Below are 24,795 nucleotides of genomic sequence, written 5' to 3'. Positions count from 1 at the left end.
TTATCCGATATTGACGCGGATTCCCTCCGGCTTTATAAAAGGCCTACAGTCGGCTCACGATCTCGGTAACGAGCCGGCTGAACTGTGCGCCGATCCGCCGGCCGGTCTCCAACACCTCTTCGTGGGACAGGGGTTGGTCGAGAATCCCCGCCGCCATGTTGGTGATACACGAGATCCCGAGCACCCGCATTCCCGCGTGGCGGGCGGCGATGACCTCCGTCACCGTCGACATTCCCACGGCGTCGGCTCCCAAGACGCGGAGCATGCGAATCTCCGCCGGAGTCTCGAAGGTCGGGCCGAGAAGACCCGCATACACCCCTTCTTGCAGCGGGAGATTGAGCTCCCGGCCCACCTGGCGGGCCAAACGGAGCAGCTCCCGGTCATAGGCCGCGGACATGTCGGGGAACCGGGGGCCCAGTTCATCGTCGTTGGGCCCCACCAAAGGGTTTTTTCCCGTCAGGTTCAAATGATCTCGAATCAACATCAGGTCTCCTGGACGAAATCCTACATTCACACCTCCGGAGGCGTTGGTCACGATCAAAATCTCCGCCCCGAGGGTTCGCAGGACCCGCACCGGAAAGGCCACCTGCTCCGGGGTATAGCCTTCATAAAGGTGAAACCGTCCTTGCATCACCGCCGTCTGCACGCCCCCCAGCCGTCCAAACACCAAGCGCCCGGCGTGGCCCACCACCGTGGAAACGGGGAACTCCGGGATCTCTTCGTAGGGCACCACCCGTTTTGCCTCTAACCGATCCGCCACCTCTCCCAGACCCGATCCCAGAATCACCGCCACCCGGGGCTTCTCAGCAAGTCCCTTCTCCAGCCGTTCCGCCACCTCGCGTACCCACTGCGTCTTCATCCCCGCACCTCTTTCCAAAAACTCGTCCCCACCTGGGGCGCCGGAACTCCAAAGGCTTCCGCCAAAGTAGCGCCGATATCAGCAAACGTATCCCGCGCCCCCAGGTCGACCCCCGTTTTCAGTCCTGGTCCCCACACCAACAGCGGCACCCACTCCCGGGTGTGATCGGTACCGGGCGTGGTGGGGTCACACCCGTGATCCGCCGTGATGATAAGCACATCTTCGTCCCGGAGGGTATCGAGAATCTCCGGCATTCGCCCATCGAAGGCTTCCACCGCCCCGGCAAAGCCCACGGAATCGTTCCGATGGCCATACAGAGAATCAAAATCTACCAGATTCCCATAGATCAGGCCCCGATCCAGCCGCCGTCCCCACTGCACAATTCGGTCCACCCCGTCCATATTGTCCTTGGTATGTACCGCCTCGCCGATCCCCGCCCCACCGTAGATGTCGTGAATCTTGCCAATTCCCACCACCGGCCACCCGGCATCGTGCAACTCATCGAGGACCGTCCGGCCGAAACGCAAGGAGTAATCCCGCCGGCGGTCGGTGCGGACATACCGCCCGTTTTGGCCGACGAAAGGCCTGGCGATCACCCGCCCCACACCGTGTTCCCCCCGGAGCAATCCCCGGGCGACCTCACACATGTGGTAGAGCTCCTCCGGGGGGATCACTTCTTCGTGGGCGGCGATCTGAAAAACGCTGTCCCCCGACGTGTACACGATGGGGCGGCCCGTGCGCACATGTTCCTCCCCGAGCTCTTTCAGGATCTCCGTCCCCGAAGCCGGCCGATTCCCGAGAATTTTTCGCCCGATGGCCTGCTCAAAGGGTTCGATAATCTCCCGGGGAAATCCGTGGGGATAGACGGGCAAAGGGCGGTCCAGCACCACCCCGACAAACTCCCAATGACCGTTCGTGGTATCTTTCCCCACGGAGCGCTCCCTCATCTTTCCATAGCAACCCACGACTTCCTGATCCGCCGGATGGCCCAAATCGACCAGGCGCCCCAATCCTAAACGCTCAAGATGGGGCACCCGAAGGCCGCCCACCGCCTGGGCGATATGACCCAGGGTATTGGCCGCCTCATCCCCGTACCGATCCGCATCCGGTGCGGCGCCGATTCCGCAACTGTCCAGAACGATCCATATCCATCGCAATGCGGCCACTCCCTCCTCGCCTTTTGCCCTTATCCAAAATCGTTCCCCGGCCTCTTAGATTCTGGGTCCCCCGCCCCGGACCTCCCGCGGCGCCCCGCCCTCGGCCCACCCGGCCTAGGCCCGGGGATGGGTGCGCTCGTACACGTCTTTAAGCCGGGTTTGCGTGACATGGGTGTAGATCTGGGTCGTCGAGATATCCGCATGGCCGAGCATCTCCTGGACCGCCCGCAGATCGGCGCCGTTCTCCAACAGATGGGTGGCAAAGGAATGCCGCAGTGTGTGGGGGGTAATGGCCTTCTGAATGCCCGCCGTCTGGGCATATTTCTTTAAAATCTTCCAAAACCCCTGCCGGGTTAACCGTTTGCCCTGGTGATTGACAAAGAGGGCACCAGGATCTCCATTTTTCAATAACCCAGCCCTCCCCCTGGTCAGGTACGCATGGACCGCCTCCAGGGCCGCCGATCCCAGGGGCACAATCCGCTCTTTTGATCCTTTCCCGTAACACTTCACATAACCCATGTTCAGGTTGACGTCCGTCACGTTGAGGGACACAAGTTCGGAGACCCGAACCCCCGTGGCATAGAGCATCTCCAACATCGCCCGGTCCCGGAGAGCCATGGGGGTCAATCCCTCGGGCGCCGCCAGGAGCCGTTCGACTTCTTCGACGTTCAACACCCGGGGCAGCCGCTTGTCCGCTTTCGGGGAATCCAGCTGCCCGGTGGGGTCTACCTCGATCAGTCCCTCCCGGGACAAAAATTGATAAAACGACCGCAGACTGGCCATGTGCCGAGACACGGTGGCCGGCGCCCGGCCCAACTTTTGCAGGTGGGCCAAATACGCCACGATGTGTCGCCGCCCGGTCTCCGGCCAATCCCCGCACCCCGTCCGCTGGAGAAAATCGGAAAAGTCCTCCAGATCACTCCGGTAGGACCCCAACGTGCTCGGCGCCAACCCCTTTTCAATGGCCAAGTAGCGAATAAACCGCTCAATCATCGTCTTCATGCCATCGGCCCCCGTCCATCCCACCCCGATCGGATGGTGCGATTCGGTGCCTCGAAAATATTCTACAATTCATGTCGTAAATCCTCCCGCTCACTCCCCCACCCGATAAAACTCTTGCAGTCTCTGCCAGACCGTCTCCCAGGAAAACTCCTGCGCTGCCGGCCCCTGCACCCGCAGTGCCGGCCCCCGGGGTTCCCGATACGGGTTCCGTGCCTGGTGCTGCTCGTTCCACAACAGCCAGGCCTGAAACAGCAAAAAGGCCAGAGCGATGGCGGTGCCAAAATACCACCAACTTTCGCTCCGGCTCCCCCGACGGTGGTCCATGCTGATCCCCCCACCGCACTGTATGCTCGCGGCCCAAGTTCTATGCCGCCCCGCCCGGCCCGCCGCGCCGGCGTATTTAGCCCCCAGCCCGGAGCCGCCCCCAGAGGCCGGCCCCTAGGGCTTCGGCCGACCAAGGCCCGGTCCTCTAGGGGCGCCCGGTCCGCTACAGGGCAATGGCTTCCTCCAGCGGCGTGTAGGGAACCCCCACCGCCGAGGCCACAGCGGCGTTGGTGACACATCCGTGCACCACATTCACGCCCTTGGCCAAAACCGGGTCGCGATTCACCGCCGCCCGATACCCTTCCTTCGCCAAGGCGGCCACGTATGGAAGCGTGGCGCCGGTCAAAGCCAGGGTGGAAGTTCTCGGCACCGCCCCGGGGATGTTGGCCACCGCATAGTGGATGACCCCGTATTTGACATACGTTGGATCGCTGTGGGTGGTGACCCGGTCCACCGTTTCAATGGATCCCCCCTGGTCGATGGCCACGTCGACGATCACCGAACCCGGGGACATCTTTTTGACCATACTTTCCGTGACCAATTTTGGCGCCCGGGCGCCGGGGATGAGCACGGCGCCGATCAAAAGGTCGGCTTGGCGCACTTCCTGTTCGATGGCGTAGGCGCTGGACATCACCGTCGTCACCCGGCCGCCGAACAGATCGTCCAACTGCCTGAGTCGCTCGGGATTCTTGTCGAGAATCACCACATCGGCGCCGAGGCCCACCGCCATTTTCGCCGCTTGAGTGCCCACGGTCCCACCGCCGATGATCACCACCCGGGCCGGATGCACGCCGGGCACCCCGCCGAGGAGCACCCCCTTTCCCCCATTGGGCTTCTCCAAAAACTGGGCCCCAATCTGAACCGACATCCGCCCGGCGACCTCACTCATGGGCGTCAGCAGGGGAAGAGCGCCGCTGGGCAATTGAACCGTTTCATAGGCGATGGCGGTGACGCCCTTTTCTTGCAGGGCCTTTGCCAATTCCGGGGCCGCCGCCAGGTGAAGATATGTAAAAATCACGAGTCCGTCTCGGAAAAACTGAATCTCTGCCGACTCGGGTTCCTTGACTTTCACGATCATTTCCGCCCGTTGCCAAACCTCCGCAGCCTCGGGCACGATGTCCGCCCCCACGCTCTGATACTCCCGATCGGTAAACCCGCTGCCCACCCCGGCTCCGGCCTCCACCAGGACCCTATGCCCCGCGTCGACCAAAGCGTGCACCCCGGCCGGTGTCATCGCCACTCGATTCTCGTTATTCTTGATCTCCTTCGGCACGCCGATCACCATGGCGTTTCACTCCTCTCAACATGCGAGGCTCCCCCAACAGCTCCTGTATCCTCAGATTTCCCTGGCTCCACGCATCCTATGTCCGGGTATCCGGCTCCCGCCGGGCCAAACAAAAAGACAGATAGTCGCGCTACCTGTCTTTGGCCACCGAGGGGAGGGCGGTACCTTCGGCCTTCGTTTTCTCTTGACATTCTCGACAGTATCCGAGAAAACTGACCCGGTGGTCCACAATTCGAAAACGGTGTCTCGTTTCGATACTCCGTTCGAGATCCTCCAAAAGATCTTCGATCTCCGACACCTTGCCGCACCCCATACAAATCAGATGGTGATGATGGTGAGGCTGATCTCTTTCCCGAAACTCGTACCGGGCCACTCCGTCGCCAAAATTCAACTTCTCGATGATTCGCAGGTCGACTAAAAGTTCAAGGGTTCGATACACCGTGGCCAGCCCAATGTCCGGCGCTTTGTGCTTGACGAGCATAAACACCTCTTCGGCACTGAGGTGCGCTTCTTGATTCTCCAGGAGAACCCTCAGCGTGGCCTCCCGTTGAGGGGTCAACTTTAGCTGTTCGGCGTGCAAGAGCTTTTTGATCTGCTGCAACCGATCCGCAAGCCTCTCCTCCACTCCTGCACCCCCCGTCCGTCTCTCTGATTTCATTATAGGACGTCCGGTTTTCCTCTGTCAAACTTTCCCTTGCAGCAAGGCCAAGGCCGCCTCCAGCGAGTCCGGCTGCACCCGGGCTTCAAAGAATAGCTTGTTCCGGGAGACATGGCCGCAACTGAGGCACCGGTGGACCACCCGGTAGCCCTTGTTCCCGGCGTATTCCACCGCCACCGGTTCCATCGGCCCCCCGCAGGCCGCCGCCCGATCCCCGGGGAGCTCGTCCACGTGCAAAGACCACAGGCAGCGGGGGCAATGGTTGCGGCAACTCCCGGGAAGAGGCGCCACGTCGAGGCCGCAGTGCACACAGACGAAAGATTCGTTTCGCACCGTAAAGCGTTTGGCCATTTTCTCCCGCCCCCTCCCTGCCAACGGCACTCAGTGAATCAATCGGCTGACCGCAAGGGTCATCAATCGGGCGGACACCAGCCCCTCCACTCCGGCGGCGACGAGAGCAACCCCCGCCATCGCCATCACCAGCAAGGAGTAGCTGCGAAGATGGTCCGCCAGTTGCCCTCGGCCTTGGCGGGCAAACCCGACCCGGATCAGCTCCAGGGAGAAAGCGATGCCCGCCGTGGCACAAGCCATGAGAGCAGGTACGGTCAGGAGATTCTGGGGCAGCATCCCGGCCATCGCCACCACAAAGCCCGGCCAGGCATATTTTTCGACAAAAAATGCCACGGAAAACCCGATCACGAATCCCTTTAGAAAAACCATCCCGACGATCAGGGGCAGCCCGATGATCGACAGTCCAAAGATCCAAATGAATGCCACCCACCGCAGGTTTACCGCCGCCGCGTGGCGCACGACGTCCCCGGGCGCCGCTCCTTGACCCGCCGTGAGCATCGTGATAAAACTGCCGACTTCGTCCGCGAGCAGTTGTTTTTGGGATATGCCCAGGGATCCTTCGACGATCGCTCCGAAGAAAACGCCCACGAGAAACAGGACGGCCACAAACCGGTAGAGCCGGCTGCGGGTCTGAAGGTGCAGGTCGGCGGCTTGACGCCATCGGGATTTCACCTCTGCCCCCTCCTTGTCCAAGATGTTCCATACTTATGCCGGACAAGGAGCGGCTATGAACGCCCGCCGCCGGAAACCCGTCACACGACGACTCCGCCGTACCGGCCACCTCCGCCGGTGCGCAGGGCCAAGCGCCCTTCCCGGGCCCGGATCACCAGATCAGCCAGTCCTTCCCCCACCACCTCCGCCAGGGCCTCCCGGGAGGCCCGGTGCAGCACCCCCATCTCACTGCCGAAAGCCTTGAGGAGGGCCGAGCGGCGTTTCGGTCCGAGACCCGGAATAAATGATAGAGGCACTTGACGCACATAGGGCGGACGCCCGGGGGGATGCCGGGGTTCATCGAGGTCGGCCACCTGGGTGAGGCGATCCAGAACCCCCATCACCACCTGGGAATTGCCGCACACCGGGCATGTGGTCACCGGGGGCGGATCTGAAGCCACCGTGCCACAGCGGGGGCAAGCGGTCCGGTGGTATTTGCCCAACGATGGATCGAGGCCGTAGTTGCCCGTCACCGCCCGGCCATCCCGGCTGTGAAGGGCGAGGCGAATCTCTTCGAAGCTCGGTTCCCGAATGCGAAATCGGTTGTACTCCCGGGCAATCCGGCCGGTGGAATGTGCATCCGAATCGCTCACAAAGGCGAAGGACTGAAGTTCCGAAATCCGATCCGCCATGTCGGTGTCGGCGCTGAGGCCGAGCTCTACGGCATCGACCTCATCCGGGTCCACCATGTCCGCCATGTGAGCCACACAGTTTCCGTACAGACCTTTATGAGGGGTGAAGGCGTGATGGATAATGAACAATCCGCCCAGCCGCCGGCACTCCTCCTGAAGTTCGATGGCGTCCGCCCGAATCCGTTGGGAGCTGAGACTTGGATTGGTCACCCGTTGTGCCAACCACGCCGAGAATTCCCGAAGCTCACCCAAACCTGGAAGCCAAACGCCGAAATGGGCCGCTCCTCCCTCCGGGCCGGCCACTTCGATCTCAGCGCCGGTCAGGAGTAAGGTGCGATCCCGGAAAATCAACCCACCCCCCGAATGGGGCCGCAGGACCCCGGTGTCGACCAGTTCCTGAACCTCTTCCAGGACGCCGGTGCAGGCGGCGTCCACGATTCCGATCACATCAAGACCTTTGCGCTGAGTTGCTTCCTCCAACACCGCCAGAAGGGTCATCGCTGCTGAAGCGGCCATTTTGACCGGCCGCCCCCGGAGCGTCCGCCCGATGTGGACATGGAGATCGACAAACCATTCACCAAACCCATCCACGGCCGACGGGACGCCTTCCAACAAAGCGCCGCCCCCCTTTCCCTTCGCCGGCCCGCAAGGGTGCCTCCGCACCAGGTCGGCGTTATTTTTCGGACCTGCGGCCGGCCCACCACTGGAGGGCTACCAAGGTTTTCGCGTCGCAAAAAAGGCCGCTCGCCAGGCCGTGGCGCACTTCTTTCGGGGACATGGACGAGACCTCGAGAAATTCGTCCTCATCGGGGTGACTGGCGCCGGGCGTCAGGCCGGTCGCGTAATACACGTACATGACCTCGTCCGAAAAGCCCGGGGAGGTGAAGAATCGTGTGACGAATTGCCAGTGGCCCGCCCGGTAGCCCGTCTCCTCTTCGAGCTCCCGCTTGGCACAGGATAGGGGATCCTCGCCGGGTTCCAGTTTGCCCGCCGGCACCTCCTTGGACATGCGACCAATGGGGTAGCGAAACTGATCCACCAGCACCACGTGGCCCTCATCCGTTTCCGCCACCACCGCAACAGCCCCGGGGTGGCGAACCACCTCCCGGGAGGTGCGTCCGCCGCCGGGCAATCCCACTTCATGCACCTCCACGGTGAGCACCCGGCCGGAAAACACCGTGGTCACCCCCAGGGTCGTCTCACCGGTCTCTGAACTTGCCAACCTTCCTCACCCCCGTATCATCATCTGACAATCCCTAGCAGCGTTCCTCCCACGGGCGACCTCCGGGCCGTTATTCCCCTTCGGACCCGGCAAGAGCCAGGGCCAAGCGAACCCCGTCCGCCAAAGCTCGCACCTCCACCGACTCCCGGAGGCTGTGGGCATCTTCATATCCCACTCCCAGGGCGATGGTCGGCAAACCCCGGGCATTGAGAATATGGGCATCACTGCCTCCGTCGGCTTCCGCAAAGCGGATGGGCACGCCGACCCGCCGGGCCGCCCGGCAAAAGCGAAGGACCACGGGGCCCGCGGGCTCCACGTTCATCGCCGGGAACAGGACCGCCGTCTGCACCTCGGCGTGCAGCCGATGACTCTCCGCCGATTGACGAACGCTGTGGCCAATGCGGTCCATTTTTTCCCATACACGTTGGGAATCGTACCCCACCACTTCGGCGGTGATGCTCATGGTCCCTTCGCCCCGGGCAAAGCCCCCGATGGAGAGAATCCGAGCCTCAATCCCGGGCTCGCCCCGCTTCAACCCCATCCCGGCCAGGGCCGCCGCAGCCGCCCGGGCGGGGCTCGACCCCAGCTCCCGCCGTCCCCACCGCCGGGATCTCACGTGTGCCAAAAAAGCCCCCCTCACCACCCCATGGGCCGGCCCCCGCAATACCGCCGATCCCACCGGGCCCGGCGCATCGAACACAAAACCGCATCCGGCCTTCAGGCGGTCGACGTTAAACACTTTGGCACCCATCAGTCCCACTTCTTCTCCGACGGTGAACAAGATCTCCAAAGGGGCATGGGGAACGCGCCGCTCCACGAGCAACCGAACGGTCTCCAGCAAGATCGCCACGCCGGCTTTATCGTCCGCCCCCAGGGGGCGCGACCCGTCTCCGACGATGCGGTCGCCATGAAGATGTGGGCTCGCTTTTGCTCCGCCGCCTCGGGTATCCAGGTGGGCGACAAACAGAATCGGCGTGCGGCCCTCACTCCCGGGCAGCCTGGCCAACAGATTGCCCGCCGTTCCGCCAATCAACCGCCCGGCCCGATCTTCTTCCACCGCCACCCCCAGCTGCCCGAGCCGCCGGAGCACATAATCGGCCATTCGCCGCTCACCCCGGGAAGGGCTGGGAATCCGAACCAAACGAAGAAACTCTTTGACCACCCGGTCCTCCGGCGCTGTCTTTTCGCCGCCTTTCATAACGGAATGTTGCCGTGTTTTTTCGCCGGTCTCGATTCTTGTTTCTCCTCCAGAATCTCCAGGGCTTCTTTTAGTTTACGCCGGGTCTCCCGGGGATCGATGACATCGTCCACCATGCCATAGGAGGCGGCCACATAAGGATTCGAAAACCGCGCCCGGTATTCGGCGATTTTTTCGGCTCGGGTGGCGGCGGGATCCGGACTTTCTTCAATCTCCCGGGCAAAAATGATATTCGCCGCCCCTTCGGGGCCCATGACGGCGACTTCCGCGATGGGCCATGCATAGACCAGATCCGCCCCGATGGCCTTACTGTTCAGGGCCACATAGGCCCCGCCGAAGGCCTTGCGGAGAATCACCGTGATCTTCGGTACCGTGGCCTCGGAATAGGCGTACAAAATCTTCGCTCCGTGGCGGATGATTCCCCCGTGCTCCTGCTTGACGCCAGGGATAAAGCCCGTCACATCTTCAAAGGTGATCAAAGGCATGTTAAAACTGTCACAAAAACGGATGAACCGGGCGATCTTGTCCGAGGAATCGATGTCCAGGCCCCCGGCCATGAATTTCGGATTGTTGGCGATGATCCCCACCGGGCGGCCGTCGATTCGGGCAAACCCCACCACGGCATTTTTGGCGAACTGGGGATGGACTTCCATAAAATCGCCATCGTCCACCACCCGCTCGATAACCCGGCGGACATCGTAAACCTTCGTCCCGTCCACCGGCACCAAATCGATCATCTCTTCCTCCCAGCCGTCGTCTTCCCGGGCGCTCCTCCGGGGCGGTTTTTCCCGACTATTGCTCGGCAAAAACGAAAGCAGCCGCCGAACCTGGCCCAGGACCTCTTCCTCCCCGGGCCCCGTAAAATGCGCGACACCGCTCAAACACCCGTGCACCTTGGCGCCGCCCAGATCGTTCGACGAAATCGACTCCCCGGTCACCGCCTCGATCACCTTCGGGCCGGTGATAAACATTTGACTGGTTCCTTCGACCATGAAAATAAAATCGGTGATCGCCGGGGAATAGACCGCCCCACCGGCACACGGACCCATGATCACCGAAATCTGGGGTACCACGCCGGAATAGATCGAGTTCCGATAAAAAATCTGCCCATACCCGTCCAGGGAGACGACCCCTTCTTGGATCCGGGCACCGCCGGAGTCGTTCAACCCGATGATGGGGCAACCGCTTTTCGCCGCCAAATCCATGATCTTGGCGATCTTTTGCGCATGCATCTCCCCCAGGGCACCGCCGAACACCGTGAAATCCTGGGCAAACACGTAAACCGTCCGCCCGTCCACCTTTCCGTATCCCGTCACCACCCCTTCACCGGGCGCTTCCACTTTGTCCAAGCCGAATAAGGTGCCCCGGTGCTCAATGAAAGGGTTCAATTCCCGAAAGGTGCCGGGATCCAGCAGGATCTCCAACCGTTCCCTGGCCGTCAGTTTGCCCCGGTCGTGCTGCTGGGCAATCCGGCGGTCGCCACCGCCGAGCTCCACCTTCCGCCGGCGCTCTTCCATCTCCATGATTTTCTCGATCAACGGGATAAAGCCTCCTTACTTGCCTCGATCATCCTCTTTAGTCTTCCACCCGCTGGCAGAACTCCGTCAACACGCCCCCGGCGCTTTTCGGATGAACAAAGCCGATCAGCTTTCCATGTCCGCCCGGCCGGGGCTCTTCGTCGATCAGCCGCAGCCCGGCCTTTTTCGCCCGGCGCAGCCGGTCGGCCACATCTTTGACCCGGTAGGCCACGTGGTGAATGCCCGGGCCCCGCTTGTCGAGGAATTTGGCCACGGGACTATCGGGGCTCGTGGGCTCGAGCAACTCGATGGTGCTTTCCCCCACGGCGAGAAAAGCCGTGTTCACCTGTTGATCTTCGATCACTTCTTGGTGGATTAACCTCATTCCCAACTGCTCGGTGTAAAAGGGCAAGGCTTCTTGTAACGAAGTCACCGCGATGCCGATATGATCGATCTGCTCCGGCGGTTCGGGAAGATCTTCCTCCTCCCCTTCCCCGGGCCGCACATGAGTGCGAATGAATTCCGCCGTGTCCTGGATGGACGTCCCCGGGGTGAACACTTCGGCGATCCCGGCCGCCTTGAGGGCGGGAATGTCTTCCCGGGGAATCACCCCGCCGCCCACCACCAGGATGTCTTCAGCCCCTCGCTCCCGGAGCAGGCGCACCACCTCGGGAAACAACTCCATGTGCGCCCCGGAGAGGGACGACAACCCGATACAGTCCACGTCCTCCTGGAGTGCGGCCGCCACAATCTGTTCTGGAGTTTGTCGTAGACCTGTGTAGATCACTTCCATTCCGGCATCTCGAAGCCCTTGGGCGATCACCAGCGCCCCTCGATCATGGCCATCGAGACCCGGCTTGGCCACTAACACGCGAATGCGACGTTGTGCCATCCGGCACCTCTCCTTTCCTCCATCACTGCTTGCACACTTCTCAGCTGGGCGGCCGGTCGCAACAACCGACTGGTCGTTTCAGTCTCGTCTCTACCACTGGGCCGGGCGGTACTCCCCGAATACGTCCCGGAGCACGCCACAAATTTCCCCGAGGGTGGCATACGCACGCACCGCATCCAAGATGGGGGGCATGAGGTTATCCGTCCCCATCGCCGCTTCTCGCAAGCGATTCAAGGTCTGCTCCACCGCGGACGCGTTGCGGCCCGACCGAAGTTTGGCCAGTTCTTCCCGCCGGCGCTCCCCGAGCTGTGGATCTACCCGCAACAGCTCCGGTTCCGGCTCATCCTCCATCCGGAAGGCGTTCACCCCCACCACAATCTCGTCGCCATTCTCGATCGCCATCTGGGTCTCGTAGGCCGCATCCCGGATTTCCTGCTGCATATACCCCATCTCCACGGCCTGCACGGCCCCGCCCATCTCGTCAATCTTCTCGATGTATTCCATGGCCCGGCGCTCGACCTCATCGGTGAGCTCTTCCACATAATACGAACCGGCCAAGGGATCCACCGTATCGGCGACGCCACTCTCATAGGCGATGATCTGCTGGGTTCGCAGGGCAATCCTCGCCGATTCCTCGGTGGGCAGCGCCAAGGCTTCGTCCCGGCTGTTGGTGTGCAGGCTCTGGGTTCCGCCCAGTACCGCCGCCAGGGCCTGAAGCGTCACCCGAACGATGTTGTTGTCCGGCTGCTGGGCCGTGAGCGTCGAGCCCCCTGTCTGGGTATGGAACCGCAGTTGCCACGACTTTGGATCCTTGGCGCCAAAACGCTCCCGCATGATTCGCGCCCACATCCGCCGGGCCGCTCGGAATTTGGCCACTTCTTCAAAAAAGTGATTATGCGCATTGAAAAAGAACGACAACCTCGGCGCAAAATCATCCACGTCCAGTCCCCGGTCCACCGCCGCCTGCACATAGGCGATGCCGTTGGCCAGGGTGAAGGCCAACTCCTGAACCGCCGTGGCCCCGGCTTCCCGAATATGGTAGCCGCTGATGCTGATCGTATTCCAATGGGGCACTTTTTCACTACAGAAGGCAAATACATCGGTGATGAGCCGCATGGAGGGCTTGGGCGGAAAAATGTACGTACCCCGGGCCACATATTCTTTCAAAATATCGTTCTGCACCGTCCCCCCGAGCTTTTCCGCGGGGACTCCCTGTTTCTCGCCCACGGCGATGTACATGGCCAGAAGCACCGACGCCGGCGCGTTGATGGTCATCGAGGTCGTCACTTTGTCCAAAGGAATCCCATCGAATAATTGCTCCATGTCCGCCAGGGACGATATGGCCACCCCCACTTTGCCCACTTCTCCCCGGGCCATGGGATGATCCGAGTCGTAGCCGATCTGGGTGGGAAGATCAAAAGCCGTGGACAGCCCCGTCTGTCCCTGTTCCAGCAGGTAACGAAACCGCCGGTTGGTTTCCTCCGCCGTTCCGAATCCTGCGTATTGTCGCATCGTCCAGAAGCGGCCTCGGTACATAGTCCTTTGCACCCCGCGGGTATAGGGAAACTCGCCGGGAAAACCGACATTCTCTAAATAGCGGCGCAACTCTTTTTTCTCCCCGCCCTGGGGAACATACAACCTGCGCACCGGAATCCCGGAGGATGTCGTAAAGGACGCTTTCCGTTCCGGGCGTTTTTTCAACGCGTGCTCCGTTTTCCTCTCCCATTCCTCATAACGTTCTTCAAAATCGGTCATTCTTTTTCACTCCTCTTCCACTGCCCACCGTAACGTCTTCGATTATAGCATTCGACCTTTAAATGCGCATCGAAGAAAAACAGAGCCCGCCAGCTCGGCGGGCAAAAATATCAGGTTTTATCGGCCATCGTGCGCTTCCGGGCCTTTAAGACGCTCACCCATTCCTCTAAACGCCCTCCGCCCCCGGAAGCCGGGTTTCGCGAACCGCTTCCACCTGCTCATGGGCATGGTACGAACTTCGCACCAAAGGACCGGATTCTACATGGCGGAAGCCGCGCTTCAGTCCTTCCTCCCTGAGTTGCGCGAACTCGTCCGGGGTGTAATACCGATCCACCGCCAAATGTTTCCGGGTCGGCTGCAGGTATTGACCGATGGTGAGGATGTCACAATCCACCGCCCGAAGGTCGTCCATGGTGGCGAGGATTTCCTCCCAGGTCTCTCCAACCCCCACCATGATGCTCGATTTCGTGGGGATCCGCGGGGCGATCGCCTTGGAACGCCGCAACAGTTCCAGAGACCGCTCGTATTTGGCCCTAGATCGCACCCGATCCGAGAGCCGCCGCACCGTCTCCACGTTGTGATTGAGGATATCCGGCCCGGCTTCCAGCACTTTTCGCAAAGACATCTCTTGTCCCTGAAAATCCGGGATCAGCACTTCCACCGAACAACCCGGTGCCCGGCGGCGGATGGCCCGGATGGTGGAGGCGAAAATTTCCGCCCCCCCGTCCTCCAGATCGTCCCGGGCCACCGATGTGACCACCACGTGGCGAAGGCCCATGGCCACCGTCGCCTCGGCCACCCGCTCCGGCTCTTGTAGATCCAGTTCCGTCGGCCGGCCGCTGGTGACGGCGCAGAACCGACAGGCCCGGGTGCAAATCCGGCCCAGGATCATGAACGTCGCCGTGCGGTGTGACCAACACTCAAAAAGGTTCGGGCACCGGGCCTCTTCGCACACCGTGTGAAGGGTTTGCCCCCGCATGAGAGCCTTGAGCTCCCGGTAATTCTCCCCGGTGCGCAACTGGATTTTAAGCCAATCGGGGCGGCGACCCTGCCCCGCGGAATTCCCCGTCCCCGATACCACTCGCAACTCTTCCAATCCCATCCCACCTCGCCCGTTCGACTAGATCCCCCCATCTTCCCGATAGGCTTCCAGCCGCCCTTTGACACTTTGTAGAAATCTGCCAGAGATCCAGCCGTCCAGCACCCGATGATCCAGAGATAGACACAGGTTGACCATCGAACGGACGGCGAGCATATCACCGGGCATGACCACCGGGCGCTTGACAATGGCCTCCACGCTGAGGATCGCCGCCTGGCCGCCGTTTAGGATCGGCTTGGATAAGACCGATCCAAACGCCCCGGTGTTATTGACGGTAAAGGTACCGCCCTCCATATCCTGGGTCTTCAGCCGCCCCTGCCGGGCTCGGGTGGCCAAATCATGCAAAGCGTGGGCCAAGCCCGTAATCGAGAGGCGGTCGGCGTCCCGGATCACCGGCACGAACAGGGCGTCCTCAGTTGCCACCGCCACAGAAAGGTGGATCCGCTTCTTCATTATAATCCGATCGTCCGCCCAAGACGAATTCAGGATGGGAAATTCCCGCAAGGATTCCGCCACCGCTTTCAGGAAAAAGGGCATGAAAGTCAGAGGAATTCCTTCCCGCCGCCGAAAATCCTCTTTGATCCTATCCCGCAGCCGAACCAGTCCCGTGACGTCCGCTTCCACCATCGTCCAGGCATGGGGTGCCGCATGAACGCTCTCCACCATGTGTCGGGCGATGGCCCGGCGGATCGGCGATGCTTCGATCACCTCCACCTCGTCCGGGCTTTGGTCTGGCAGAGTGGTTTCCTTCGACAGAATCGCCCGGCTCGGCTCGGCGGTTCGGACTGAGGTCTGCACACTCGCCCCTTCCAGCCAGGCGAGCACATCCCGCCGGGTCACCCTGCCCCCCGCCCCGGTGCCGGGGATCCCTTCCAGACGGACATTGTATTCCCGGGCCAGTTTCCGAACCGCCGGGGAATACCGCCCCCGAAGCCCGCTCCCCGAAGCACCGACCAAACCGGATCGACCGTCCCGGCTGCGGGCGGACTCCGGCCCCGCCGCCTGCTGCACCTTCGCCGGCCCGGACCCGGCCCCAGCACCGGAACCGGAGTCCTGCTGCACTCCTGCGGTAAAAGTCTCCATCAACGCCACGGGAGTGCCCGCCGCCACCGTTTCCCCTTCCTCGACCAGGTGGCGCATGAGAATGCCCTCGGCTTCCGCGGGCAACTCCGCCGTCACTTTGTCCGTGATAATCTCGGCGATGGGCTCATAGCGATGAACCGGTTCCCCAACCTGTTTCAACCACCGGGACAAAGTCCCCTCGGTGACGCTTTCACCTAATTTTGGCATTTTGATTTCGATCATCCCGGCCCCTCCTCAAAACCGCGCCAGTTCCCGCATCGCCTCGGCAATCCGAGGCGCCGTCACCAGATACGATTTTTCCAATTCGCGATTGAAGGGCATCGCCGGGATCTCCGGCCCGGCAAGGCGCATCACCGGCGCGTCTAACGAAAAAAGGGCTTTCTCCGCAATGAGGGCGGACACCTCGGCTCCGACCCCGCCCACCTTGTTGTCTTCGTGGATGATCATCACTTTTCCCGTCTTCTCCGCCGCTTCGAGAATGGCGGCCTCATCCAGGGGGCGCAGGGTCCGAAGGTCGAGCACGTGAGCCGAGATCCCCTCTTTCTCCACCTCTGCCGCAGCTTCCAGGGCAGTGTGCAGAGTCATGCCATAGGAGATCACCGTGATGTCCATCCCCTCCCGGGCCACCCGGGCCCGACCGATGGGCACCACATAATCCTCCTCCGGCACCTCCCCCTTGATCGAGCGGTAACATTTTTTGTGCTCAAAAAATAGCACCGGGTCATCATCCCGAATCGCCGCTTTGAGCAGGCCCTTCACGTCATAGGGGGTTGCCGGCGCCACCACCTTCAGCCCCGGCACGTGATAAAAGAGTGCTTCTACACTCTGGGAATGGTACAAGGCCCCGTGGACGCCCCCGCCGTAAGGCGCCCGGATCACCAGAGGACAATACCAGTCGTTGTTGGAGCGATAGCGCATTTTCGCCGCTTCACTGATGATTTGATTCACCGCGGGAAGGATAAAATCGGCGAACTGGATCTCCGCCACCGGGCGCATGCCGTAGAGGGACGCCCCGATGGCCACTCCGACGATGGCCGACTCCGCCAAGGGGGCATCCAACACCCTCTCCGGGCCAAATTGTTCGATCAGTCCCACAGTGGCGCGAAATACGCCACCCCGAACCCCCACATCTTCCCCCAACACGAACACCGATGGATCCCGTTCCATTTCTTCCCGCAGCGCGTCCCGCACAGCCTCAATATAGGTTTTCACCGCCATACTTCCACCCCCGGCCGGATTCTGTGCCCAGGCCCCTCTTGTAATCTCTGGTCATGCTTCCCCATGGACAAAGCGCAGGACGTCCGCGGGATCGGGATCCCTTGCTTGCTCAGCATAGGCCGTGGCTTCGTCTACCTCAGCCCGCACCTCCTGGTCCAAGGCGCGAAGCAGGACCTCGTCCGCAACCCCTGATGCGATGAGATATTCGGCTAACTGCGGAAGGGGATCCCTGCGGCGAGCGTCTTCCAATTCTTCCCCGGAGCGATAGGTCCGGTCGTCGTCATCGCTGGAATGCGGGGTCAAGCGAACCGTCATCGCCTCCACCAAAGTCGGCCCATCCCCCCTCCGGGCCCGTTCCACCGCCGTCTTGACGGCATGGTAAACGCCCAGAACGTCGCTCCCGTCCACCACCACCCCGGGGATTCCATACCCCGCCGCCCGGTCGGCCACACTGGGAGTGGCCAATTCTTTCGACGCCGGCACCGAGATGGCGTAGCCATTGTTTTGACAGAAAAACACGACCGGCAACCGATGCACGGCGGCAAAGTTCAATCCTTCATGAAAATCCCCCTGGTTGCTGGACCCCTCGCCAAAAGAGACATAGGCCACCACATCGTCCCCCCGCATCTTGGCGGCCAGGGCGATGCCTGCCGCGTGGGGAATCTGGGTGGACACGGGGCTGGAACCCGAGACGATGCGGTGCTTCCGGCTTCCAAAATGGTTCGGCATCTGCCGTCCCCCGCTGTTCGGGTCATCGGCCTTGGCATAGGCCGCCAGAAGCAAATCCCGGGGTGTTTGCCCGAAAGCCAGCACCACGGCCACATCCCGGTAATAGGGCAACACGTAATCTTTCTGCCGATCCAGGGCGAACGCCGCCCCGACCTGGGCTCCTTCGTGGCCTTGACACGAGATGACAAACGGGATTTTCCCGGCGCGATTGAGCACCCACAAGCGTTCATCCACCCGACGGGCCGTGAGCATCACGCGATACATGGCCAAAAGGTCTTCTCCGGTCAATCCCAGGGCTTCATGGCGGTTTCTCATCTCCACACTCACCGGTGCCGCCTCCTTGTATTCGACCATTTGAGCTTCATTGCATCCGTTTAACTGTGCACCACGAAAGTGCTCCGCACCTGCCGTAAAACCGCAATTCTCTCCTCAGCCAGGCGGTCCGCCGCTTGATGGGCCGGGATCCCTTTCTTGCGGGCCAAAGCGAACACATCCCGAACCCGGTCGTAGATCCCTTCCACCCGGGCCCTCACACGCTCCGGGCGGTACCCTTCGATTTCATCCGCCACGTGAATCACCCCGCCGGCGTTCGCCACGTAATCCGGCACGTAGAGGATGCCCCTCGCCTCAAGTTCGGCCCCATGCCGGTCCTCCGCCAGTTGGTTGTTCGCCGAACCGGCCACAATCCGGCACTGCAGCCGGGGGATGGTGCCATCATTGATGACTCCGCCCAGGGCACAAGGGGCGAACACATCCGCCGGGACATCATAGATGTCCTCGAGATCCACCGCTTCGGCGCCAAACTCCCGAACCGCCCGGTGCACCGCTTCTTTCCGAAGGTCGGTCACCACGAGCTTCGCCCCCGCTTGATGAAGAAGCTTACACAAGTGATACCCGACGCTCCCAAGCCCCTGCACCGCCACGGTCCGTCCAGCGGGGTCGCCCTCGCCGTACACCTCGGAAAGGGCGGCCTGGATACTGCGGAAAACCCCCAGGGCCGTCATGGGGCTCGGGTCCCCGCCTCCCCCGGCCGCTACAGAGACACCGGTCACATAGGGGGTCTCGAGGCGGATCCAGTCCATTTCCTGAGTGGTGGTCCCCACGTCTTCGGCGGTGATGTACCGCCCCCCGAGGCTCTGCACGTAGCGGCCAAAGGCCCGGAACAGGGCTTCCGTCTTTTCCGTTCGCGAATCCCCGAGGATGACCGCCTTGCCCCCGCCAAAATTCAAACCGGCCATGGCCGTTTTATAAGTCATTCCCCGGGCCAAGCGCAGCGCGTCCACCACCGCCTCAGCCTCCGAAGCGTACGCCCACATGCGGCATCCGCCCAGCGCGGGCCCGAGGGTCGTGTCGTGAATGGCGATCACCGCCTTCAGGCCCGAAGAAGCGTCTTGGCAAAACATCACCTGCTCGTAATCGAGCGATGTCATCGTCCGGAAAATCTCCATGTCCGCTCCCCCATTCCCCGCACAGATCATTTCGAGAACATCCCAGGTCTACCCGCCCGCCGACCCCTCACCCCCGGTGGAGTTCGTGAACCCCAGTTACCTACATGCCATGCAGAAACCATGCCAAAGCCGGGATCAAACAAAATTGGCGCCGGTTCGCACCACCGACGCCCGATTTCACCGGCTCCCGACCATACATCCTGCAATTATTTGCATGGTATGCAGTATTTTGCAGGCAAAATCATTCACAAACTCGTGTCAACCCGCCCCGCACAACCTCAGCCGGCCCCGGGGTCCATCCCAAGTTTCTCCAATTTATAATATAAATTACGCACCGAAATCCCCAGACGCCGGGCGGCCTCAGTTTTGTTCCCGCCCACCTTGTCGAGAACCCGCTGGATGTGGGCTTTCTCCGCGGCGGTAACGACATCCTCCAGGGTCCGGTCATCCTCCGGTTGTGCCGGGTTGATCGCTGCCCCTCCCAGGTCGGACAGGGGCACGTGGACGGTATCGATCCACGTGTCCGTGTAGCCGACGCGGATCATGGCCCGACCGATCACATTCTCCAGTTCCCGCACATTGCCCGGCCATGGGTATTCCTCCAACCGGGCAATCGCCCGGGGAGTCAGGCCCTCCACCTGGCGGCCAAAATCCTGGTTGAACTTGCGCACGAACTGCCGGGCCAGGGGCTCGATGTCCTCTTTGCGCTCGCGCAGGGGCGGCAGAACGATGGGCATGACATTCAAACGATAGTACAGGTCTTGCCGAAAACGCCCCTCCTCAATCGCCTTTTCCAAATTCACGTGAGTGGCGGCGATAATCCGCACATCCACGGGAATTGCCCGACTCCCGCCGACCCGGACAATCTCTTTTTCTTGTATCGCTCGAAGGATTTTCGCCTGGGTCGGGAGGGGAAGTTCTCCGATCTCGTCGAGAAACAACGTGCCGCCGCTGGCTTCTTCAAAGACTCCCTTTTTCCCGCCCCTTTTTGCACCGGTAAAGGCCCCTTCTTCGTAGCCAAACAGTTCGCTCTCCAAGAGAGACTCGGAGAAGGCGGCGCAGTTGACCCGAATGAACTGGTGATAACGCCGGGCGCTTTCGTTGTGAATCGCGTGAGCAAACAGTTCCTTCCCCGTCCCGGACTCCCCCCGGAGCAAAACCGTGGCCGGGGTTTGCGCCGCCGACCGGGCGAGTTGCACGGCAGAAACGAAGGACGGACTGTGCCCAATGATATCCTCAAAGGTGTATTTGGCCTCCAGCTTTCGAATCAGTCTCTTCGCCCGGTCCAACTCTTCCGTTAACTGTTGAATCTCCGAGATATCGTGAATCACCCCAACGCTGCCCTTCAGCTCGCCATCGACGAGAATCGGCGCGACATTGACGATCACTTCCCTCCGGGCCGGACCCACTTTCATCGGCACACCCTTGACCGCCCGGCGGGTTCGCAGCACCCGGTAGTGCATACTTTCTCCTTCCGCAATATCGACGGTGGCCGGCTTGCCGATCACGTCGTCCGGCCCCAGACCGGTGAGCCGGGTGTAGGCGGGGTTGATGAGGATTCCTTTGCCTTCGCGATCCACCACCGAGATGGCGTCTTGGGTGGCGTTGATAATCGCTTCAAGAAGGGATTGGATCTCGCGAAGATTTGTCACTTCTTCGGCCAAGCCAAACAGTTCCGTGACATCCCGGAAGACGGCCACCGCCCCCACCACCCGGCCATCCTCGTCCCGCACGGGCATCCGGTTGGTGATGATTTTCACCCGGCCGAGGTCTTGCAGTTGATTGAGCTCCTCCTGCCCCGTTTGAAGGACAATGTGCAAACGGCTGTTGGGGATAGTGGCCTTGGCCTGGGTGCCGAGCACCTCGTCGGCGGACAAACCGGTCAACCGCTGGGCGGCGGCATTAAAAAGTGTAATGCACCCGGTCTGATCCACCGCCATCATGGCGTCGTGGGTGGAGTTGAGAATGGCGTCCAACTCGTGGCGCTGCCGGGAAAGCCGGTGGATCAGTTGCTCTTTCTCCTGCAGCAGGGTCATCAAAAGCTCGGCCAACGGCCCGGGCACAAGGGTCACCCCTGGAGGTCGGGCGCTGTCGATCTCGCGGTACACGCCAACATCCCCCGTGGCTTCAATGACCACGTCGACCCCATGGAGATACGGCCGGTAATCGGCCGCCGTCTCGATGCCCCATTCCCGGGCCAGACCCAGCGCCGGGGCGCCGGGGTCGAGGTCCACCACGGCGACCACTCGAACCGCCTCCATGGAGTGAAACGCCCGGAGCAGGGCCGTACCCCCTTTGCCTCCTCCGACCAACAGCACCCGTACCACCGACGCCCCCTCGCTTTCGACCCGTGGATTTGTTTTCATTATATCAGTCATTCCACGGGGCTCCATGTGCTCTTCAAGATCAGGTATACTGGTAACAGTCGTCCACGCCCAAGGTCCCAGGATCCCGGGGCTTGAAAGGAAGGTTGTCACATGGGGCTTTTGATATCCTGGATTATCCTGATCGGCTTTTTCCTGCTCGGCGGTTACGGGGTGACGCTCGTCCGGGATGCCGTGATGGGTCACTTGTTCAACCCGTCGCAACCCTGGTTGGGACCCACCCTGGCGGGCACCGTCCTGATCGCCATCAGTGTGGGATTTCTCGGCGGGTTCATCTACTATAGGGAGAAAAAGCGCGGGAAAGTGAAAGGAGCCCGCCGGGGAACCGACGACCCACCCTCGCCGCCCCCCTGTTGCTTCCGATCGGGTTGAACTCGTGCCAACTCGTCACTTTTCATTAACAGAATCGACCATCCAACATCGTCACCCTCCCAGTCGATCCCGCCTCTCTCCACAATCATCGTTTCGATTCTTCGTGACGATGGTGAACCGGGCCGTGGTCTCGCACCCGGCCGCTGAGCACCCCCAAGGCGTGGGGCAGCACGTCCCCCACCGCCTCCAGACACTCCTGCACCCCTTTGGGGTTGCCCGGGAGGTTCACGATCAAGGTCTGCCCTCGGATGCCGGCGACGCTCCGGGACAGGATTGCCGTGGGCGTCACCGCCGCCGTGGCCGCCCGCATCCGCTCTGGAATCCCCGGGACCAGCCGCTCCACCACCGTCAACGTCGCCTCGGGGGTGACATCCCGGGGCCCCAGGCCGGTCCCGCCGGTGGTGAGAACGAGATCCACCCGTTCCACGTCGCAATAATACACCAGTGCCGCCTCGATCTGATCCCGTTCGTCGGGCACCACGCGATGTCCGCGCACCGCCATGCCCCGGCCCGTCACATAATCCCGAATAACCTCCCCGCTCGTATCCGGCCTCTCGCCCTTGGCTCCCTTGTCGCTGCACGTCACAATGGCCACCGTCCACCCTTCGCTCATACCCCATTCCTCCTCCTGGGCTCGTCCCGCCGGTAGTCCCCGCTTTTACCTCCGCTCTTCTCCAACAAATAAACCGAGGTTACCTCCATGGCCCGATCAATCGCCTTGCACATATCGTAAACGGTGAGCGCCGCCACCGAAACAGCCGTCAGTGCCTCCATCTCCACGCCTGTGGATGCCACAGTGGAGACCTCCGATTCGATCTCCAGTTCGGCAAAATCACGCCGGCCCTCGCTTTCCCGGGGAAAAAAGCGAAGGTCCACATGAGTTAACGGAATCGTATGGCACATGGGAATCAAGTCGGGGGTGCGTTTGGCCGCCATGACCCCCGCCACCTGGGCCACTGCCAGGACATCCCCTTTCTTGACTCTCCCTTCCTGAATCGCCGAGAGCGTTTCCGGTTTCATCCGAACCACCGCCCGGGCCACGGCGGTGCGCTTCGTCTGCTCTTTTCCCGAAACGTCCGACATCTTCGCCCTTCCTTGCTCATTAAAATGGCTCCACTCCGCCATTCATCCGTCTCCTCTCGCCCCTTGTCAACCGTTTGGGGATTCGTTAGTGTGAAGATGATGTCCGGGTCTTCGGACCATCCTTCGATTCTCGATGAAAGTGAAGGGATCCTCATGATATCAGATCAAGAACGGTATTCCCGTCAGTTCCTGTTCCCCCCCATCGGAGTGGCCGGGCAAGAAAAACTGCGCGCCTCCCGAGTGGTCATCGTGGGCCTCGGAGCGCTGGGAAGCGCGCTATCCCAACACATGGTCCGGGCCGGAGTGGGGTTCGTTCGGTTGATCGACCGGGATTATGTGGAACCGAGCAACCTCCAGCGCCAAATGCTCTACGACGAACAGGACGCTCTCCAATCTTTACCAAAGGCCGAAGCGGCAGCCATCCATCTTCGGGCGTTTAACAGCAGCGTCCACGTGGAGCCGCTGGTCACCGATGTGACGTGGCGCAACGCCGAAAAGCTGTTGACCGATGTCGATCTCATCCTCGACGGCACCGACAACTTTGAAATTCGGTATTTAATCAACGATGTCGCCATTAAGCACAAAATTCCGTGGATCTACGGCGGGGCGGTGTCTGCCCGGGGCGTTTTACTCCCTGTCATCCCCGAAAACGGTCCGTGTCTGCGCTGCCTCTTTCCCGAACCGCCCGGGCCGGGAGACGCTCCCACCTGCGATACGGTGGGCGTGATCGGACCGGTGGTGGACGTGGTGGCATCCCTTCAGGCGGCGGAAGCCCTCAAGTGGCTCGTGGGCGACCGGGACCATCTGCGCCGCACCCTGTTACACCTCGATCTTTGGGACAACGAATGGTCGGAAATCAGCGTCAGTCACGCCCGGCGACCGGATTGCCCGACCTGTGGGCTTCGACGCTTCGACTTTCTCTCCCCCCGGGAGCGACAAGCCATATCCTTGTGCGGGCGGAATACCGTTCAAGTCACCCTGGGAAGCCCCCTGGACCTCGATGCCCTCGAGCCTCGTTTATCCGCCCTCGGCCGGGTTCGGCGCAACCCGTTCCTGCTGCGAGCCGAAATCGAAGGCAAGCGACTCACCCTCTTTCCCGACGGCCGGGTGCTCGTTCAAGGCACGGACGATCCGGCGGTCGCCCGGTCCCTGTGCGCCCGGTTCGTCGGCGTGTGACAGATTCGCCATCAGGCGCTGGACGCCAAACGGCGAATCTCCGCCATCACCAGCTGGGCAATGTCCGCGTAGCTATCTGTGGCCGGCCGGATCGGGCGTCCCACCCGAATCCGGATCCGGCTGAACAGTCCGCACGGTCCTTGAATCGCTACCGGAACGATGGGCGCACCGCTTTTTACAGCCAGCATGCCCACCCCCGGTTTGGGGCTCGGTCCCGCTTTAAAGGTTCGAGAGCCTTCGATAAAAATGGCCAACACCTTTCCCTCTTGGAGAAGCCGCAGACTGTGCCGGATCGCGCGGATGTCTGGCATCCCCCGATGTACGGGGAAACCGCCGAGATAACGGATCAAGGGATTGAACACCCGATAACGGAACACTTCGGCTTTGGCGATAAAATACGGTTTTCTTGGAAGGTAGGCCCCGAGGAGGATCGGGTCCAACCAGGTTGGATGGTTGGCCGCCACGATCACCGCCCCTTCATAGGGTATCTGCTCGACACCTGAAACCGAGATTCGAAAGATCCCCCGAAACACCAAGCGAACCAACCACTTGAGCAGCCAATACACGGTGTTCACCCCTTATCCGAGGCCCAATCCGCGCCGATGGTGTGTGTTTTTATTTTACTCAGTGAACAGGTTTT

Annotated in this window: 25 protein-coding genes; 2 read left to right on the top strand and 23 right to left on the bottom strand. The window is 61.5% G+C overall.

Going from position 1 to position 24,795, the window contains the following annotated elements; all coding sequences use genetic code 11:
* Nucleotides 1–43: 43 nt before the first annotated feature.
* The 20 genes from BTUS_RS06600 to BTUS_RS06505 form a co-directional block, all read right to left on the bottom strand.
* The gene (locus BTUS_RS06600) at nucleotides 44–859 is read right to left on the bottom strand and encodes a purine-nucleoside phosphorylase (protein WP_013075339.1); all 816 of its coding nucleotides are present in this window, start codon (nucleotides 857–859) and stop codon (nucleotides 44–46) included.
* Nucleotides 856–2,016 carry a phosphopentomutase gene (locus BTUS_RS06595; protein WP_013075338.1) on the bottom strand — a complete coding sequence of 387 codons (1,161 nt, stop codon included), beginning with the start codon at nucleotides 2,014–2,016 and terminating at the stop codon, nucleotides 856–858. The genes BTUS_RS06600 and BTUS_RS06595 overlap by 4 nt, the downstream gene beginning before the upstream one ends.
* A 114-nt stretch (nucleotides 2,017–2,130) precedes the next feature.
* A complete protein-coding gene (gene xerD / locus BTUS_RS06590; protein ID WP_013075337.1) occupies nucleotides 2,131–3,018 on the bottom strand; it encodes a site-specific tyrosine recombinase XerD in 888 nt (295 codons plus the stop codon).
* 90 nt (nucleotides 3,019–3,108) lie between these two features.
* Complete coding sequence (locus tag BTUS_RS06585) at nucleotides 3,109–3,342, bottom strand: DUF4227 family protein (RefSeq protein WP_013075336.1); 234 nt, start codon at nucleotides 3,340–3,342, stop codon at nucleotides 3,109–3,111.
* Between the two features lie 163 nt (nucleotides 3,343–3,505).
* Complete coding sequence (gene ald, locus BTUS_RS06580) at nucleotides 3,506–4,627, bottom strand: alanine dehydrogenase (protein WP_013075335.1); 1,122 nt, start codon at nucleotides 4,625–4,627, stop codon at nucleotides 3,506–3,508.
* A gap of 130 nt (nucleotides 4,628–4,757) precedes the next feature.
* A complete protein-coding gene (fur, locus tag BTUS_RS06575) occupies nucleotides 4,758–5,285 on the bottom strand; it encodes a ferric iron uptake transcriptional regulator (RefSeq protein WP_052300568.1) in 528 nt (175 codons plus the stop codon).
* Nucleotides 5,286–5,309: 24 nt separating this feature from the next.
* On the bottom strand, nucleotides 5,310–5,636 hold the full coding sequence (locus tag BTUS_RS06570; RefSeq protein ID WP_013075333.1) for an RNHCP domain-containing protein: 327 nt from the start codon (nucleotides 5,634–5,636) through the stop codon (nucleotides 5,310–5,312).
* A gap of 30 nt (nucleotides 5,637–5,666) precedes the next feature.
* A complete protein-coding gene (gene spoIIM, locus BTUS_RS06565) occupies nucleotides 5,667–6,308 on the bottom strand; it encodes a stage II sporulation protein M (RefSeq protein ID WP_013075332.1) in 642 nt (213 codons plus the stop codon).
* Nucleotides 6,309–6,388: 80 nt separating this feature from the next.
* Nucleotides 6,389–7,594 carry an endonuclease Q family protein gene (locus BTUS_RS06560; RefSeq protein WP_013075331.1) on the bottom strand — a complete coding sequence of 402 codons (1,206 nt, stop codon included), beginning with the start codon at nucleotides 7,592–7,594 and terminating at the stop codon, nucleotides 6,389–6,391.
* A 58-nt stretch (nucleotides 7,595–7,652) separates the two neighbouring features.
* The gene (locus BTUS_RS06555) at nucleotides 7,653–8,201 is read right to left on the bottom strand and encodes an NUDIX hydrolase (RefSeq protein ID WP_013075330.1); all 549 of its coding nucleotides are present in this window, start codon (nucleotides 8,199–8,201) and stop codon (nucleotides 7,653–7,655) included.
* A gap of 70 nt (nucleotides 8,202–8,271) precedes the next feature.
* Nucleotides 8,272–9,363 carry a M20/M25/M40 family metallo-hydrolase gene (locus tag BTUS_RS16795; RefSeq protein WP_052300567.1) on the bottom strand — a complete coding sequence of 364 codons (1,092 nt, stop codon included), beginning with the start codon at nucleotides 9,361–9,363 and terminating at the stop codon, nucleotides 8,272–8,274.
* A 32-nt stretch (nucleotides 9,364–9,395) separates the two neighbouring features.
* Nucleotides 9,396–10,922, bottom strand: a complete 1,527-nt coding sequence (locus tag BTUS_RS06545) for an acyl-CoA carboxylase subunit beta (protein WP_052300720.1) — start codon at nucleotides 10,920–10,922, stop codon at nucleotides 9,396–9,398.
* Nucleotides 10,923–10,974: 52 nt separating this feature from the next.
* On the bottom strand, nucleotides 10,975–11,808 hold the full coding sequence (gene mce, locus BTUS_RS06540) for a methylmalonyl-CoA epimerase (RefSeq protein WP_013075327.1): 834 nt from the start codon (nucleotides 11,806–11,808) through the stop codon (nucleotides 10,975–10,977).
* 90 nt (nucleotides 11,809–11,898) lie between these two features.
* Nucleotides 11,899–13,563 (bottom strand): acyl-CoA mutase large subunit family protein, encoded by a 1,665-nt coding sequence (locus tag BTUS_RS06535; protein WP_013075326.1) that lies wholly within the window; start codon nucleotides 13,561–13,563, stop codon nucleotides 11,899–11,901.
* Between the two features lie 166 nt (nucleotides 13,564–13,729).
* Nucleotides 13,730–14,665, bottom strand: a complete 936-nt coding sequence (gene lipA / locus BTUS_RS06530) for a lipoyl synthase (RefSeq protein ID WP_052300566.1) — start codon at nucleotides 14,663–14,665, stop codon at nucleotides 13,730–13,732.
* Between the two features lie 18 nt (nucleotides 14,666–14,683).
* On the bottom strand, nucleotides 14,684–15,967 hold the full coding sequence (locus tag BTUS_RS06525; protein ID WP_013075324.1) for a dihydrolipoamide acetyltransferase family protein: 1,284 nt from the start codon (nucleotides 15,965–15,967) through the stop codon (nucleotides 14,684–14,686).
* A 12-nt stretch (nucleotides 15,968–15,979) separates the two neighbouring features.
* On the bottom strand, nucleotides 15,980–16,963 hold the full coding sequence (locus tag BTUS_RS06520; RefSeq protein WP_013075323.1) for an alpha-ketoacid dehydrogenase subunit beta: 984 nt from the start codon (nucleotides 16,961–16,963) through the stop codon (nucleotides 15,980–15,982).
* A gap of 51 nt (nucleotides 16,964–17,014) precedes the next feature.
* On the bottom strand, nucleotides 17,015–18,007 hold the full coding sequence (locus BTUS_RS06515; RefSeq protein ID WP_041305179.1) for a thiamine pyrophosphate-dependent dehydrogenase E1 component subunit alpha: 993 nt from the start codon (nucleotides 18,005–18,007) through the stop codon (nucleotides 17,015–17,017).
* A gap of 59 nt (nucleotides 18,008–18,066) precedes the next feature.
* Complete coding sequence (locus BTUS_RS06510) at nucleotides 18,067–19,140, bottom strand: Glu/Leu/Phe/Val family dehydrogenase (RefSeq protein ID WP_013075321.1); 1,074 nt, start codon at nucleotides 19,138–19,140, stop codon at nucleotides 18,067–18,069.
* A 278-nt stretch (nucleotides 19,141–19,418) separates the two neighbouring features.
* The gene (locus BTUS_RS06505) at nucleotides 19,419–21,506 is read right to left on the bottom strand and encodes a sigma 54-interacting transcriptional regulator (protein WP_407635224.1); all 2,088 of its coding nucleotides are present in this window, start codon (nucleotides 21,504–21,506) and stop codon (nucleotides 19,419–19,421) included.
* Between the two features lie 111 nt (nucleotides 21,507–21,617).
* Here BTUS_RS06505 and BTUS_RS06500 point away from each other — a divergent pair, with 111 nt between their 5' ends.
* A complete protein-coding gene (locus BTUS_RS06500; RefSeq protein ID WP_013075319.1) occupies nucleotides 21,618–21,896 on the top strand; it encodes a DUF2627 domain-containing protein in 279 nt (92 codons plus the stop codon).
* Between the two features lie 85 nt (nucleotides 21,897–21,981).
* Here BTUS_RS06500 and BTUS_RS06495 read toward each other — a convergent pair whose 3' ends face one another.
* Both BTUS_RS06495 and moaC read right to left on the bottom strand, forming a co-directional pair.
* Nucleotides 21,982–22,509, bottom strand: coding sequence for a MogA/MoaB family molybdenum cofactor biosynthesis protein (locus tag BTUS_RS06495; protein ID WP_013075318.1), 528 nt, complete (start codon nucleotides 22,507–22,509; stop codon nucleotides 21,982–21,984).
* Nucleotides 22,506–23,021: a cyclic pyranopterin monophosphate synthase MoaC gene (moaC, locus tag BTUS_RS06490; protein ID WP_013075317.1), complete on the bottom strand. Its 516-nt coding sequence runs from the start codon at nucleotides 23,019–23,021 to the stop codon at nucleotides 22,506–22,508. Before moaC ends, BTUS_RS06495 begins: the two co-directional genes overlap by 4 nt.
* Nucleotides 23,022–23,132: 111 nt before the next feature.
* Between moaC and BTUS_RS06485 the strand changes: the two genes are divergently transcribed.
* A complete protein-coding gene (locus BTUS_RS06485; protein ID WP_013075316.1) occupies nucleotides 23,133–24,155 on the top strand; it encodes a ThiF family adenylyltransferase in 1,023 nt (340 codons plus the stop codon).
* An 11-nt stretch (nucleotides 24,156–24,166) separates the two neighbouring features.
* Here BTUS_RS06485 and BTUS_RS06480 read toward each other — a convergent pair whose 3' ends face one another.
* The gene (locus tag BTUS_RS06480; protein ID WP_041303852.1) at nucleotides 24,167–24,721 is read right to left on the bottom strand and encodes a lysophospholipid acyltransferase family protein; all 555 of its coding nucleotides are present in this window, start codon (nucleotides 24,719–24,721) and stop codon (nucleotides 24,167–24,169) included.
* Nucleotides 24,722–24,795: the final 74 nt, after the last annotated feature.

It is taken from the genome of Kyrpidia tusciae DSM 2912, assembly GCF_000092905.1.
Lineage (GTDB): Bacteria > Bacillota > Bacilli > Kyrpidiales > Kyrpidiaceae > Kyrpidia > Kyrpidia tusciae.
Note: the sequence above shows the minus strand (reverse complement) of the source record. Positions and strands in the feature narration are given on the sequence as shown.

Excerpts from the sequence above, each read along its gene's own strand:
- xerD (WP_013075337.1), bottom strand. The coding sequence starts at position 3,018 with ATGAAGACGATGATTGAGCGGTTTATTCGCTACTTGGCCATTGAAAAG.
- BTUS_RS06500 (WP_013075319.1), top strand. The coding sequence starts at position 21,618 with ATGGGGCTTTTGATATCCTGGATTATCCTGATCGGCTTTTTCCTGCTC.
- BTUS_RS06545 (WP_052300720.1), bottom strand. The coding sequence starts at position 10,922 with ATGGAGATGGAAGAGCGCCGGCGGAAGGTGGAGCTCGGCGGTGGCGAC.
- BTUS_RS06515 (WP_041305179.1), bottom strand. The coding sequence starts at position 18,007 with ATGAGAAACCGCCATGAAGCCCTGGGATTGACCGGAGAAGACCTTTTG.
- BTUS_RS06585 (WP_013075336.1), bottom strand. The coding sequence starts at position 3,342 with ATGGACCACCGTCGGGGGAGCCGGAGCGAAAGTTGGTGGTATTTTGGC.
- BTUS_RS06535 (WP_013075326.1), bottom strand. The coding sequence starts at position 13,563 with ATGACCGATTTTGAAGAACGTTATGAGGAATGGGAGAGGAAAACGGAG.
- BTUS_RS06505 (WP_407635224.1), bottom strand. The coding sequence starts at position 21,506 with ATGAAAACAAATCCACGGGTCGAAAGCGAGGGGGCGTCGGTGGTACGG.
- BTUS_RS06520 (WP_013075323.1), bottom strand. The coding sequence starts at position 16,963 with ATGGCGGTGAAAACCTATATTGAGGCTGTGCGGGACGCGCTGCGGGAA.
- moaC (WP_013075317.1), bottom strand. The coding sequence starts at position 23,021 with ATGGCGGAGTGGAGCCATTTTAATGAGCAAGGAAGGGCGAAGATGTCG.
- fur (WP_052300568.1), bottom strand. The coding sequence starts at position 5,285 with ATGAAATCAGAGAGACGGACGGGGGGTGCAGGAGTGGAGGAGAGGCTT.
- BTUS_RS06600 (WP_013075339.1), bottom strand. The coding sequence starts at position 859 with ATGAAGACGCAGTGGGTACGCGAGGTGGCGGAACGGCTGGAGAAGGGA.
- lipA (WP_052300566.1), bottom strand. The coding sequence starts at position 14,665 with ATGGGATTGGAAGAGTTGCGAGTGGTATCGGGGACGGGGAATTCCGCG.
- BTUS_RS06525 (WP_013075324.1), bottom strand. The coding sequence starts at position 15,967 with ATGATCGAAATCAAAATGCCAAAATTAGGTGAAAGCGTCACCGAGGGG.
- mce (WP_013075327.1), bottom strand. The coding sequence starts at position 11,808 with ATGGCACAACGTCGCATTCGCGTGTTAGTGGCCAAGCCGGGTCTCGAT.
- BTUS_RS06510 (WP_013075321.1), bottom strand. The coding sequence starts at position 19,140 with ATGGAGATTTTCCGGACGATGACATCGCTCGATTACGAGCAGGTGATG.
- BTUS_RS06570 (WP_013075333.1), bottom strand. The coding sequence starts at position 5,636 with ATGGCCAAACGCTTTACGGTGCGAAACGAATCTTTCGTCTGTGTGCAC.
- BTUS_RS06485 (WP_013075316.1), top strand. The coding sequence starts at position 23,133 with ATGATATCAGATCAAGAACGGTATTCCCGTCAGTTCCTGTTCCCCCCC.
- ald (WP_013075335.1), bottom strand. The coding sequence starts at position 4,627 with ATGGTGATCGGCGTGCCGAAGGAGATCAAGAATAACGAGAATCGAGTG.
- BTUS_RS06495 (WP_013075318.1), bottom strand. The coding sequence starts at position 22,509 with ATGAGCGAAGGGTGGACGGTGGCCATTGTGACGTGCAGCGACAAGGGA.